Below are 14,138 nucleotides of genomic sequence, written 5' to 3'. Positions count from 1 at the left end.
AGCTGGGGCAATTACTGTTAATCAGGAAGAATACAACCTCCGCGTCATTGGGGACATAAAAAATGTAAATGACATTAAAAACATCACTGTGGCACCCCAAGTGAAATTGCAAGACATTGCTCAAATTGAAATTAAACAACACTACGATACAATCTCACATATAAACGGAGAAGAAGGCACAGGATTAATCATCATGAAAGAGCCAAGTAAAAATGCAGTTGCCATTGGAAAAGAGATTGATAAAAAAGTTAAAGAGATAGATAAGGAATATAAAAATCAATTTTCTATTAAACTTTTGGCTTCAACCCATGAACAAGTTGAAAATGCTGTTACTAGCATGGGAAAAGAAGTAATACTTGGAGCAATCGCTGCAACTCTAATTATCTTAATCTTTTTACGTAACTTCCGAACAACACTCATCGCTGTTGTCAGTATTCCATTATCTATTTTATTAACACTCTTTTTACTACATCAATCTAACATTACGCTTAACATTTTAACCCTCGGTGGTTTAGCTGTTGCGGTTGGACGTCTCGTCGATGATAGTATCGTTGTCATCGAGAATATTTTCCGCCGTTTACAAAAAGATTCTTTCTCTAAAGATATCATTCTCGATGCAACGAAAGAAGTCGCAGTCGCAATTACTTCTTCTACTTTAACAACGGTCGCTGTTTTTTTACCTATCGGCCTCGTATCAGGAGCAATCGGAAAATTAATGTTACCTATGGTATTAGCAGTTGTATATTCTATACTATCATCCTTAATCGTTGCACTAACAGTTGTTCCACTTATGGCTTTTTTACTACTCAAAAAAACAAAGCATCGAAAGCCAAGTTCTTCATCACGATATGTCGCTACATTAAAGTGGGCTCTTTCTCATAAATTCATTATTCTACTTACTTCATTTTTATTATTTGCAGGATCAATTGCGGCCTATATATTACTACCGAAAGCAAACATAAAATCTGAAGACGACACAATGTTATCTATTAACATGACATTTCCAGCCGATTATAATGCTGAATCTCAAAAACAAAAAGCATTTGATTTTGAAAAGAAATTACTTTCTAATTCAGATATAACAGACGTTATTTTACGAATGGGATCTAGCGCAGAAGATGCACAATGGGGGCAAACAACTAAAAATAACCTTGCCAGTATATTCGTAGTCTTTAAAAAAGGTTCTGATATTGATCAATATATTAAAGAGTTAAAAAAGGAAAATAAAACTTTTGAGCCTGCTGAACTTGATTATATAAAAACAAGTTATTCAAGTTCTGGCGGCGGCAATAACTTACAATTTAACGTAACAGCTACTAACGAAGCGGATTTAAAAGAGGCGGCTACTATCGTTGAAACAAAACTAAAAAGCATGGATGATCTTTCTAAAGTAAAAACAAATTTAGAAGACTCTAAGAAAGAATGGCAAATTCATATTGATCAAACAAAGGCTGAACAACTAGGTTTAACACCAGAAATAGCTACGCAACAAGTAGCATTCCTTATGAAGAAATCACCTATTGGCGAAATTACAATTAATAATGAAAAAACTACTATTATGATAGAACACAAAAAAGAAAACATTAATAAACAAGAAGATATTTTAAATACAAACATACTATCACCTATTAATGGCCCAATACCTTTAAAAGACATCGCAACTATTTCAGAAAAACAAACGCAAACAGAAATTTTCCATAAAGACGGAAAAGAAACAATCCAAATTACAGCCGAAGCTTCAAATGAAGATTTGAGTAAAGTAAACACAGCAGTAAATAAAGCGATAACTGACTTAGATTTACCTAGTGGTGCAAAAGTCAATATCGCAGGAGCTACTGAATCTATGCAAGAGAATTTTACAGATTTATTCAAAATTATGGGGATTGCAATAGGGATTGTATATTTAATTATGGTTATCACCTTCGGGCAAGCACGTGCTCCTTTTGCAATCCTATTCTCCTTACCGTTAGCTGCTGTCGGTGGTATTTTAGGCTTAATCGTTTCACGAACACCTGTTGATGTAAATTCCTTAATCGGCGCATTAATGTTAATCGGGATTGTTGTTACAAACGCTATTGTATTAATAGAAAGAGTCCAACAAAATCGGGAACACGGAATGGAAACAAGAGAAGCCTTACTTGAAGCAGGTTCTACTAGACTACGCCCAATTATTATGACAGCTATTACAACAATCGTTGCTATGCTCCCACTTTTATTTGGCCAATCCCAAGCAGGGAGTATGGTATCAAAAAGTTTAGCCGTCGTTGTCATCGGTGGTTTGGCAGTCTCAACTCTTCTTACATTAGTAGTTGTTCCAGTTATGTATGAACTATTAGATAAAATCGGGAGAAAAAGACGCTCCCGTAGAAAAATAAGCACTTCTACAGAAACACCTGATATTTAAAAGAAAAGGGTTATCTTCACGAATGAAGATAACCCTTTTTCTCTACCTACTCATATAATCCATCATTTTTTCCGCATACCGTTCTAGAGATTCACTAGAATCCACAATCTAAATTACATCTGTTCGTCTATATAATTAATCACAAATTCAACAATCGTTACGCCCTTTCCTTCTATAATTAAAATACAAAAGAACCCCCTATCTATAAGTAGAGAGTTCTTCTTTATAATTTATGCCGCTTTTACCTTTTTCGTCGTTTTACTTTTTCTTTTCGTTCCTGTAAAGCGCTTGTGTAATATAGATGCTACTAAGCGTGAAATAACATTGAATAGTAATACCATAATAATTAATACAGCTGCAGATTTTGTCGCAATTAACTTCGCATCCGGGATAATTCCTTCAGAATTTAACTTCCAAATGTGAACCGCTAACGTTTCAGCTGGTCTAAATGGATTTAAAGGATGAGCAGGACTTGAGAAGTCCGCTGCTGAATTTAAAATCGGAGATGTTAAACCCGCTGTATAAATTAATGCCGCTGCTTCACCAAATATACGACCCGCAGCTAAAATAACACCTGTAATGATTTGTGGTAATGACGACGGAATAATAATACGAGTGATCGTTTGCCACTTCGTTGCACCTAGCCCAAGACTTGCCTCTTTCACATTAGAAGGAACTTCTGAAATCGCATTTTCACAAACACGCGTTAAGCCCGGTAAGTTTAAAATAGTTAAAGCAAGGGCACCACCCATTACTGTATATCCCCAACCAGTCATTGTAACGAACACTAACAAACCGAATAAACCAACAACAATAGAAGGTAAAGATGCCATTGTCTCGATACATAAACGAACAAAGTTTAAAAAACGTCCTTGCTTTGCATACTCTGCTAAATATATTCCAGCACCTAATCCAAGAGGAATAGATATAATAAGCGTTATAACAAGCATATAGAAGGAATTGAATAACTGCGGACCAATCCCACCACCAGCTCTTGTATTACTTGGTTCTCCAAACAAGAAATTAGGATCCCAAAAACCCCATCCCTTTTGTAAAATTTCAAACACTAAGAACACTAGCAAAGCTACAACTAAAGCTGCAATCGTATAAAAGATACCTGTCCAAACTTTATTTACCGTTCTTGCATTCATTATTATCGCTCACCTCTTTGCCCAATCGCTCGAATTACTAAAATAAACAGGAATGAAATAACAAGTAAAATCATTGCTAAAGTCCATAGCGCATTGTTCCAAGCAGTTCCGTTTAATGTATTTGTCATGTCCATTGTTAAAATACCAGTTAACGTCGCTGTTGGACTGTATATTCCTTCTGGTAATTTAATCGTATTCCCGATTACCATTTGAACCGCTAGCGCTTCACCAAAAGCACGCGCTAAACCTAAAACAACACCTGTTAAAATCCCTTTCTTCGCAGCAGGAACAATTACTCGGCTAATCGCTTGCCATTTCGTTGATCCTAGACCATAAGAAGCTTCTAAATAATCAAATGGAACAGAACGTATTGCATCAGAAGCGATACTAGCAATAGTTGGCAAAATCATAATACTTAATACAACAATACCCGCAATTAAACTAAAGCCTACTCCCCCAAACGAATCACGTAATAGTGGCACTAAAATCGTAACCCCTAATAATCCGTATACAACCGAAGGAATACCAACTAATAATTCTAAAACAGGCTTCAATACTTTATTTCCAAACTTTGGCGAAATTAAATTCATGAATATAGCAAGAGCTATAGCAATTGGTGCACTAATAATGACCGCACCTAACGAAACCACCGTTGAACCTACAATGAAAATTAAAGCCCCGAAGGATCCTTGATCAGCATTTGGATTCCATTTTGTCGATGTTAACATCTCAGTAAATGAGATACCACTTTGTGTAAAAGATTGAATACCTTTACCACAAATAAACGCAATAATAGCTAATGTAATTAAAACAATAAAAATACCACAAAACGTAACAAGTGATCTTCCTATATATTCACTTTTTACGTAATTAATTTGTTTTTTCCCCTTCATCACAGGACAGACCCCACTTCATAAATTGAAATGAACAGGACTGGCCTTGCAGCCAGCCCCATAAATTTTATTACTTATTTAATTTAGACATTGGAATATAACCCATATCTTCTACTTGCTTTTCAAAATCTTTACCTTTTACATAGTCAATGTAAGCTTTTGTTGCTTCTTTTGCCTCACCTTTCGTTACCATGTACTCGTAAGACCAAAATGGATATTTACCAGACGCAATGTTTTCAACTTTTGGTTCAGCACCATCAATTTTTACTGTTTGTAGCGCACCTTTTTTCTCGCCAACCATGTAAGACATCGCTAAATAACTTACTGAACCTGGAGTAGAGTTAATCGCTTGTTCTACTGCACCGTTAGAATCTTGTGTAGTACCAGTTCCATCATTGATTTTCGCGTCTTTCATAATTGTTTTTTCAAATGTAGCACGTGTACCAGAAGAAGCTGGACGATTAATCACGTTGATTTTTTCATCTTTCCCGCCTACTTCTTTCCAGTTTGTTACTTTTCCAGTGAAGATATCTTGTACTTGTTGTACTGTTAAGTTATCAACTTTTACATCTTTATTTACGACAAGTGCGAATGCAATACCCGCTACCTTGTTATCTACTAATTCTTTCGCCTTATTAGCATCTTTTATTTTATCTGCAGATGGAACATCTGAGTTACCAATTTGGACTGCACCAGAAGCTACTTGGTTAATTCCAGTTCCACTACCGCCACCTTGCACTTGAATAGAAACGTTTGAATTTTTCTCCATAAATTTCTTTCCAGCTTCCTCTGCAAGAGGTTGAAGTGCTGTAGAGCCTGCAGCTGCTATCGTACCTGACAATTCTTGTTTTGCATTATCGTTTCCTTTAGCATCTTTACCTGATGTCTCTTCTGCTTTTCCACATCCCACTAATGAACCCGCTACCACTAAAGCTGCTAAAGAAAATTTAATACCCTTTTTCATAACCATGTCTTGTACCCCCATTTGGATTATCACTTTTCACATTTGTCTACTTCTTTCGAACACAAATTCATTGTAGGACAATAATATTATGTAAGTGTTAAGCAATTTTTAATTTTAAGTAAATGACGATAATAATCCTTAAAAACTAGGAATCCCAACATTTATAGTTAAAGAACCCAACAAAATCCACACTATTTAAGCTGTAATGTAAATTTATTCTTAACAATGTAAATCCAATGTAAATGTTTTTCTCTCTTTTTCCCTTTTAATTAAAGTTATATTTACAATTCCGCTGTATTTTGTAACTTTTACACGCCTAATTTATGCACATAAAAAAGAATTTCAGTAATATTTTTTAGTACAACTAAATAAATTGGAACAATTCTAAAATTAAATGAATATTTTTAAAGTACCAATTGACAGCATCATCCAATGTAGTCTACTATATTACTAACAAAAAGTTTACCTAAGGAAACTTTTTAAACTCAAACTAAAAATATAGAGATGAGGTAACTTTTATGGTATCGGCTAATATAAAACCACTTTCCGAATTTAAAATAGGAGAGTTTGTACAAATTGAGAAGATACAATTAGAAGGAACTATGAAACGACGCTTATTAGATTTGGGATTTATCCCGGGGGCGACGATTAAAGTATTGCAACGCAGTCCACTTGGAGATCCGGTCGCTTATCAAGTGAGCAACACAACTATTGCACTGCGTAAAGAAGAAAGCTCCCTTATTTTCGGGGTATTAATAGGAGATGATTTCAGATGAGCAAACATCGTATCGCTTTAGCTGGTAACCCGAATACAGGGAAAAGTACATTATTTAATACTTTAACAGGCTTAAAACAACATACTGGAAACTGGACGGGAAAAACTGTTTTAAAAGCTGAAGGAGAATATGAACATAACGGAAGTAATTATACATTAATAGATTTACCTGGAACTTACTCACTATACTCAAATTCCGCAGACGAAGAAGTAGCAAGGGATTATATTATATTTGAAAAACCAGAAGTAACTGTAGTTGTTATAGACGCAACTGCTATGGAAAGAAATTTAAATTTAGCACTCCAGGTGATGGAGATGACAAATAATGTAGTCATTTGCATTAACTTAATTGATGAAGCCGAGAAAAAAGGGATTGTTATCGATGAAAAGAAATTAGCAAAATCACTTGGTGTGCCTGTCGTTAAAATTTCAGCACGTAACCGAGTAGGTATTGGTCATTTGCTAAATGTTATTGCAAAAGTAGCAAATAAAAAACTAATTCCAACACCAATTAAAATTACTTACAGCGAAAAAATCGAAAATATGATTCAGGAATTAGAGCCACAAATTTATAAAGTATTCGGTGATACGTATCCAGCACGTTGGATTACGTTACGTATATTAGATGGAGATAAAAATTTCTTAACTACACTTCAAAAACACCATAATGAACCACTTGTAAGGGAGGTCGTAATTAATGGAATCTCACTCAGCCAGTAAAGCTCTTCCATTAGACTATATTATTCAACATGCACAAACACTTTCAAAAGAAGATATACGAGATGATATAGTCGGAGATATTTACCGAACATCCGCAAGCATATGTAAAGAATCCATCCAATATACAAATACTGATAAATTATATCGTTCCGAAAAACTAGATAAAATTTTCACATCTCCAATCTGGGGATTCCCAATTATGCTCGGTATTTTATCTATTATTTTTTATCTTACAATTGCAGGCGCTAACGTACCATCTGATATGATTGCCGAATTCTTCGGATGGGCCGAAGGATATTTAACATCTTGGTTCCAAGCAGCGCATGCACCTGAATGGTTACATGGCATTTTAATACTTGGTTTGTTCCGTGGTATCGGTGCTGTTATTAGCGTTATGTTACCACCTATGGCAATCTTTTTCCCTATGTTCGCGCTATTAGAAAACTACGGATACTTACCACGTGTCGCGTTTAATATGGACCGCTTATTCAAACGATCCGGCGCACACGGGAAACAATCTTTAACAATGGCAATGGGATTTGGTTGTAATGCAGCAGCCATTATGTCAACACGTATCATTGAATCACCACGTGAACGTATGCTAGCAATTTTAACGAACAACTTCGTTCCTTGTAACGGTCGCTGGCCTATGTTAATTTTAATGGCTTCACTATTTATGGCTGCTGGTTATACAGGCAGTATGCAAACATTGGTTACTGCTGGTGTTGTAGTTGGAATGGTTGTAATTGGTGTTATTATGACATTAACTGTTTCTTGGGTACTATCAAAAACAGCCTTAAAAGGGGTTCCAACTCACTACACACTTGAGTTACCTCCGTACCGCAAGCCAAAAGTTTGGAATACAATTGTTCGCGCAACACTCGATAAATCAATCTATGTTTTAAAACGAGCTATAGTTGTTGCTGCCCCTGCGGCTGCATTAACTTGGTTACTTGCTAACATTTTTATCGGTGACACAAGCTTACTTATGTATTTTGTAAACTTCCTAGATCCATTTGCTAAAATGTTAGGACTTGACGGGTTTATTCTAGCTGCATTCATTCTTGGACTACCCGCTAATGAAATTGTAATCCCAATTTTATTAATGTCTTACTTATCAACTGGGGCTTTAACTGAAATAGATGATTTTAATCAAATTAAAAATCTATTCCTAGAAAATGGTTGGACTTGGTTAACAGCGTTAAACACAATGTTGTTCTCACTTCTTCATTTCCCGTGCGGAACAACACTTGTTAATATATACAAAGAAACAAAAAGTGCAAAATGGACATTCTTATCGTTTGCAATCCCTACCGTTATCGCCATTGTTGTTACATTCCTCTCTACACAATTGGTACATTGGTTAGGGCTTGTATAAAGCAAAGCATACATAGAAGGTATCCCCCTTCACATATGCTTTGCACGAAAGAAACCTGAAATTATTCAGGTTTCTTTTTTTGCACATCAGTATTCCACGGCTGTGCTCCATACGTTGTGAGTTTTTTATGAATAAAATATATAGTTCCTGGAAGAACTGCCATTAATATCGTGCAACTAATTCCTAATCCAGTAAACAACTTTCATCACCTTATTTCACTCTTTTCGGTAAAGCTGAACCTGAATGTTCAATTGTTGGATGAACATGAACAGTAATTTCAGCATTACTAAAGTAATTTTCGCCTTGATCCCAATTCTTACTTACCTTTTTCCACTCTTTATAATTATGTCGCTTATACACTTCCCCTAACTCTAGTACATCTACCTTATATTTTTTTTGAACAAGTTTAATTGATTTTTGAATACGCTTCTCCATTTCTTCCGATATATCCTTCTCTAAACGCTTTTCATTCAAAACCTTTTTATGATCACTAAAATGCAACTCAGCCAATGTGCCTTCCAGAGATAAATGAATATCAAACTTTGGTTTTGTAGCATTCGTTGTGGATACTTTAATTTTTCGACGTAACTTATGAATTTCATATGTAATAAGTTGATTCTTTTTACGGATGGTAAAAAAACCTCCAATTTTTTTACCTATTATATAATTCATCCCTACTGTTTCTTCCCCACTCAAATTGCCTACACACTTATTATCCTTTCCCCGAAACAATGCTGCACCGTTCATTTGTACTCCTTGTTTTGTTAGTTCCAGAATAGGTAATACAAAACTTCGGTTAGAGATCATCTTTTCCTGCACCTCACCAATTCTTGCAGCCTCAATCATTTGGGCATTTTTCGGAGGGTGTTCAGCTAACATATCAATATACTGCGCCGGTAAATTTTCAGGCTTGGCACTTTGTTTTAAAATAGCTTCGGCATTTTTATTAGAAACGAACAAACGAATATTTCTTCTCATCTCATGATCGCGAATATATACATCTAACGTATTTTGTAAAATGTATGGATGTGAAAGTAATTCTTCAGAGAAAATAATCACCTGTATATGAGGGAAAAATAATGTACGACTAATTTTTTTGGCGATTATTCTTATTTGTTCAAATACACTATCTGCTTTTGCACTAACATTAATATAATTTTCGCTATCCCCACCCCCTTGTCCACCCTGTTGAGACAATTTACTGGGGAGTACCATCTGATAGGTCCCTTTCATAATTGGATTCGCTTTCTTCTCCTTCACAATATCGTAAGCCGCTCCTACTACAAATCCTCTTTCTTCTATCTCTTCTAACTCAGAACACCCACTCATAAATCCAGTTAAAGCCATAACCATTATAATTTTAAGAAGGTGTTTCATTTCCACCATTCCTTCTTTTTATTTTATATACAATTAAAACGAGCAAAGGTGCTAACACAACACACCCCATATCTATCCAAGCTAAATAAGTCCCATAACTTGATAAAGTATTTAAACTACTAGGTATCATATTCACCATAAAAATAATAGGGGCACTTATGAAAATAAAAATTTGTTTCTTCACTTTCGGAAACATAGCACAAAACAATAAAGATGCGACGTCATAATACATTGCTGTAGTGTTATAAATAGTAATAATCCAAGTCGTAAAAAAAATCGCATCAAACCTTTCTAAAAATCCTCCACCAATTTCAATTTCTTTCCCTAATTCAATTGTTGGATATGTCAATCCACGTGTTGTCATATAAGTAAAAACACTAATACAAGTTACATAAATTAAAATGTATGACAGCACGTTTACCATCACCGCTTTCGCGACTGCCATTGGCGCTTTTTTCGCTGTCTTATTATTCAGCAAAACTGCATAAAATAACGCTACTTCAAATCCAATAAACGTAAAAATAGAATTTTTAACTCCAACAGCATATTGACTTACTTTCGTTTGAAAAGCTGGTAGTAAATTATTTATTTCCATTAAATTTATATTCAATAAAGAAAGAAGTACTATCGCAATTAAAACAATAGGCAAGAATAAAACATTTAACCTTAATAAGGCTGCTCTTGATCCTGCTATTCCATAAATAACAACTAATAAGAAGAAAAAAGACAGTAGTTGTATTGGTGTATCACTAAATAAATACGTTTGAGAAATAACTGAAATCATTCGCGATTCATACGCTGTCAAAGCAGCAAAAGTTAATACTAAAATACTACTAATTGTGTATGCAACAGGCTTCGTCAAATGCGCACTCGTATATTGAACAAAATTTTGTTTTGGAAATAAGATAGCCACTCTCGTCACAAACCAGCCTAAAACTGCGCAAATCAGTCCACCCAAAAGCAAGATAATCCAACCGTCCGAAAATAAAGTTTGGTTAGCGATATCTCTTGGCATAGACAATGCCCCTATACCAATAATGGTCGATGATACCGCAAACCCAATTTCCCGAGATCCAATCTCTTCATCGCCATACTCAAATGGTTTCACTTATTTTCGCTCCTTTGGACGTATTGTAGAGTCTTTTGTTTGTAAGTACTCTGGTCTATCTTTCAACATCGATTTTGGCATGCGAATAAATTCTTCTTTCCAATCTTTATAAAATGCAGGAGCAATGGGAGTTGTATACGGTATACCAACACTTGTTAAATTTGTAATATGAATAGCAAGTGCGATCAGAGCTAGAATAATCCCATACAGTCCAAAAGCCGTTGCAGCTAATACAAAGACGAAAAGTAAAATTCGGAACGTAATCGTAATACTATATACAGGAAGCGAAAACGTAGCAATCGCAGTAACTGCAATAATAATAACTAAAAACGGATTTACAATCCCTGCATTTACCGCAGCTTCTCCAATTACAAGACCTCCTACAATCCCTATCGTTTGCCCCATCGGTTTCGGCAATCGGATTCCAGCTTCTCGTATTAATTCCATAGTCAAGGCCATCATTAATGTTTCAATATATGCAGGAAACGGAACACCTTCCCTCGCACCTGCAATTGAATAAGCCAATTTAGAAGGAATAAGTCCTTGATGATAAGATACAAGTGCTACATACATAGCTGGTAACAAAACCGCAATTATGCCTGAACCCATACGTAAAAACCTTAATAACGTTCCAATCACCCAGCGCTCATAATGATCTTCTACAGATTGAAAAATATCAACAAACACAAGTGGTGCAATAAGAGCAAACGGGGATCCGTCTACTAAAATGGCCGCCTTCCCTTTCGCTAATGAGGCTATAATATTATCAGGCCTCTCTGTATTCAAAAACTGTGGAAATGGGGATAAATTATTATCCTGAATTAATTGTTCAATCGTACCTGTTTCCAAAACGACATCTGTCACTATTGATTGAAGACGGCGATCTAACTCTTTTACAATGTGAGGATTAATAATATCTTCTATATATACTAGGGTTACTTCTTTCTGCGATCGCTTCCCCATAATATAAGATTGGAACCTCAACTTTGGATCGCGTAAGCTGCGTCGGATTAACATTTTATTCACATTAATATCTTCATTTAATCCAACTCTCGGTCCGCGTATTAAATCTTCTGTCACTGGTGGTTCTAAACTTCGCTTCTCCCAAGCCCTACTATTAATAATGATAGCAGTTTGAATATTATCAATTAATATAACTGTATCTCCCGCTAAAATCGCATTTATAATATCCGGAAATGTTGTCTTCTTACCCACTTCCGCAATAGAAATAAAACGATCCAATAACGTCTGAACGACAGCCGCTTCATTTTGCACTTCTTCATATTGAAGAGTACGAACTACATATTTATAAACATTATCCTTGTCTGTTAACCCACATAAAAACACAACCGCACAACGTGTAAAACTCCCAGCAAGAGCAACTTCTCTAATTGTTAAATCATTAGGTGAACCTAACTCATCCCTAATTTCTTTCATAACTTCAAATAAGTTACCTTCAAGCTCTAACAATTTCCCCACCTAACTTCCTTTTCAACAAGTTTTTAGTTAGATTCCGCTAATTGAAGAAAATATATACAAAAAAGAGCTATCTCTTTTCAAAGATAGCTCTAATAAAGTAAAACTTTAATCAACCCTCACCAATCGGGCTTTTACAGGCAGCAGGGCCCCCACCTAACTTCTTTGCTTCCGCTGAATTTTGAGGTGGGGGTCTTACTGCTTGTTAATGCGGGATAAACGAATTACTTTTCCACTATTATAGTGTTTTTCTTTATAAATACACCTTTTGTAAATCCACTGACTACAAACATCACAATTATATTAATTAACAATGCGACTATACCTACATTCAAATCTTTTATATACTGCGGGAAACTCGGAAACATCGTGGCTATAGTTGAACCAGATAAGGTAATATATGCGACCACTAATAGCCCAACTCCCATTCCTGCAATAGCTCCTTGCTTCGTAATAATTTGACGTGGAAACAAACTACATACAAGTGCAGGGAAAAGTTGTGTAACGATACTGTATCCCATTAATAGAAGCGCTCCTATCGTTTCTCCTCCTTTAAATGTAAATAAAACTGCCACGAGCGTTACTACAGGCACAAATAATTTTGCCATCTTAGCAACTTGTCTATCTGAAGCAGATGGAACTATCGTTCGATAAATATTTTTCGCTAACAGTGTAGAAGCCGCCATAACAAGCATCGAACCCGGAACCAATGCCGTTAATACTCCCGCACTACCAATAATTCCAATAAACCAAGGGTCAAACGTTTGAAGAGCAAGTCTGAACAATGAAAGGTCTACATCCGCTCCTTTTAATCCCGGAACCTGTAATATAGCAGCAAATCCTGCAAAAAATACGAAAAGTAAAACTAAAGAATACAATGGCATAATTGCTGCATTTTTACGAAATACTTTTTCATTTTTTGCAGAAAAAGCAGAAGCAAATGTATGAGGCCACATATAGAAACCGAGGGCCGTTAATATAATAGTAGAAACAAACCAAGAAATACTCATTCCTTCTTCAGGTAAAGATAAAAATCCCGGTTTCGCTGCCTCTACAGCCTCAAACATCGGCTGAAATCCTCCATAATAATGATACGGTAAATATATACCTAAAAACATAACGATAAACAGTATCATAATATCCTTCAAAGCGGCCGTCCAAGCCGAACCATGTATACCTGAAACCATTACATATATAGTTATAACAATAGCACCAATCCAAACCGCAACAACAGGTGACACCCTTCCGTAAGAAGCTTCTGAAACGATAATTCCCAGCCCTTTTAACTGTAAAACAAGATATGGGATGATGGAAACAACACCAACAATTGAAACAATAATCCCAAGCGCTTTACTTCTATATTTCTTCGCAAAAAAATCCGACTGTGAAACAAGGTTATGCTCTTTCGCATACTTCCAAATCGGTGGCAATAAAAAATACGATAAAAGATAAGCTAAAGCGCCATAGCCTAAAATATAAAAGGTAGGTGCTCCTTTACTATACGCCCAGCCACTTCCTCCCAAAAATGTAAACGTCGTATAAATTTCACCTGCCATAAGGAGAAAAACAAAAATAGTGCCAAACCCTCTTCCCCCAACTGACCATTGCTCTAAATTCATATCTTTTCCATGTTGTGCCCGAATCCCTAAAAATAGTGCGAGAAACAAAAATAAAATAATGATAAGTAATGCAGTCATTTTACATCCTCCTTATTAGCAGGATCCAACACGTACACAAGCCCCATACAAAAAGATGTAATAAACACTGATAATAATACCCAAAATAATAAAAATGGCATCCCTAATACGTAAGGAGTAACTGAATTCGCAAATATTGGCCCAACTACTAAACAAAGAACTGGGATAAGCGCTAGAATGTGTATTTTCTTCATC

The 14,138-nt window shown here is 35.6% G+C and carries 13 protein-coding genes (1 of these 13 only partly in view); 4 read left to right on the top strand and 9 right to left on the bottom strand.

The genetic code is table 11. The features are described from left to right. Positions 1-2,404, top strand: the 3' portion of a protein-coding gene (locus tag MHB52_RS03705; RefSeq protein WP_061664118.1) for an efflux RND transporter permease subunit. The gene continues 641 nt to the left of window position 1, outside the view; the window shows 2,404 of its 3,045 coding nt (coding positions 642-3,045); the start codon falls outside the window, past its left edge; its stop codon occupies positions 2,402-2,404. Positions 2,405-2,634: 230 nt separating this feature from the next. On the opposite strand, the gene pstA is transcribed toward MHB52_RS03705, so the two are convergent. The 3 genes from pstA to MHB52_RS03690 all read right to left on the bottom strand — a co-directional run bounded on the left by pstA (position 2,635) and on the right by MHB52_RS03690 (position 5,418). After that, a complete protein-coding gene (pstA, locus tag MHB52_RS03700; protein WP_000994155.1) occupies positions 2,635-3,555 on the bottom strand; it encodes a phosphate ABC transporter permease PstA in 921 nt (306 codons plus the stop codon). Positions 3,556-3,557: 2 nt separating this feature from the next. Continuing rightward, positions 3,558-4,448: a phosphate ABC transporter permease subunit PstC gene (pstC, locus tag MHB52_RS03695; protein WP_000676676.1), complete on the bottom strand. Its 891-nt coding sequence runs from the start codon at positions 4,446-4,448 to the stop codon at positions 3,558-3,560. A gap of 70 nt (positions 4,449-4,518) precedes the next feature. Continuing rightward, positions 4,519-5,418 (bottom strand): phosphate ABC transporter substrate-binding protein PstS, encoded by a 900-nt coding sequence (locus tag MHB52_RS03690; protein WP_000245116.1) that lies wholly within the window; start codon positions 5,416-5,418, stop codon positions 4,519-4,521. A 512-nt stretch (positions 5,419-5,930) separates the two neighbouring features. Between MHB52_RS03690 and MHB52_RS03685 the strand changes: the two genes are divergently transcribed. Genes MHB52_RS03685 through MHB52_RS03675 form a run of 3 tightly spaced genes read left to right on the top strand, consistent with a single transcriptional unit; the run spans position 5,931 to position 8,285 of the window. Beyond that, positions 5,931-6,188 carry a FeoA family protein gene (locus MHB52_RS03685; protein ID WP_000252982.1) on the top strand — a complete coding sequence of 86 codons (258 nt, stop codon included), beginning with the start codon at positions 5,931-5,933 and terminating at the stop codon, positions 6,186-6,188. Next, entirely contained in the window at positions 6,185-6,907 is a 723-nt protein-coding gene (locus tag MHB52_RS03680; protein ID WP_000033866.1) for a FeoB small GTPase domain-containing protein, read from the top strand. Before MHB52_RS03685 ends, MHB52_RS03680 begins: the two co-directional genes overlap by 4 nt. Then, entirely contained in the window at positions 6,885-8,285 is a 1,401-nt protein-coding gene (locus tag MHB52_RS03675) for a nucleoside recognition domain-containing protein (protein WP_000443591.1), read from the top strand. The genes MHB52_RS03680 and MHB52_RS03675 overlap by 23 nt, the downstream gene beginning before the upstream one ends. A gap of 61 nt (positions 8,286-8,346) precedes the next feature. On the opposite strand, the gene MHB52_RS03670 is transcribed toward MHB52_RS03675, so the two are convergent. The 6 genes from MHB52_RS03670 to MHB52_RS03645 all read right to left on the bottom strand — a co-directional run bounded on the left by MHB52_RS03670 (position 8,347) and on the right by MHB52_RS03645 (position 14,137). After that, positions 8,347-8,484: a hypothetical protein gene (locus MHB52_RS03670; protein WP_000493997.1), complete on the bottom strand. Its 138-nt coding sequence runs from the start codon at positions 8,482-8,484 to the stop codon at positions 8,347-8,349. 11 nt (positions 8,485-8,495) lie between these two features. Next, the gene (gene gerLC / locus MHB52_RS03665; protein WP_000681631.1) at positions 8,496-9,662 is read right to left on the bottom strand and encodes a spore germination protein GerLC; all 1,167 of its coding nucleotides are present in this window, start codon (positions 9,660-9,662) and stop codon (positions 8,496-8,498) included. After that, positions 9,646-10,770 carry a spore germination protein GerLB gene (gene gerLB / locus MHB52_RS03660; protein ID WP_000802011.1) on the bottom strand — a complete coding sequence of 375 codons (1,125 nt, stop codon included), beginning with the start codon at positions 10,768-10,770 and terminating at the stop codon, positions 9,646-9,648. The genes gerLC and gerLB overlap by 17 nt, the downstream gene beginning before the upstream one ends. Then, a complete protein-coding gene (gene gerLA / locus MHB52_RS03655) occupies positions 10,771-12,249 on the bottom strand; it encodes a spore germination protein GerLA (protein ID WP_001999095.1) in 1,479 nt (492 codons plus the stop codon). Positions 12,250-12,470: 221 nt separating this feature from the next. Continuing rightward, positions 12,471-13,943, bottom strand: coding sequence for a sodium:solute symporter family protein (locus MHB52_RS03650; RefSeq protein ID WP_000125930.1), 1,473 nt, complete (start codon positions 13,941-13,943; stop codon positions 12,471-12,473). Next, complete coding sequence (locus tag MHB52_RS03645) at positions 13,940-14,137, bottom strand: DUF3311 domain-containing protein (protein WP_000719834.1); 198 nt, start codon at positions 14,135-14,137, stop codon at positions 13,940-13,942. Before MHB52_RS03645 ends, MHB52_RS03650 begins: the two co-directional genes overlap by 4 nt. Between the last annotated feature and the right edge of the window lies 1 nt (position 14,138).

It is taken from the genome of Bacillus sp. FSL K6-0073 (assembly GCF_038006085.1).
GTDB classification, from domain to species: Bacteria; Bacillota; Bacilli; order Bacillales; family Bacillaceae_G; genus Bacillus_A; species Bacillus_A cereus.
The sequence above is the reverse complement of the archived record's forward strand: the minus strand, read 5'-3'. Positions and strand labels throughout refer to the sequence as shown.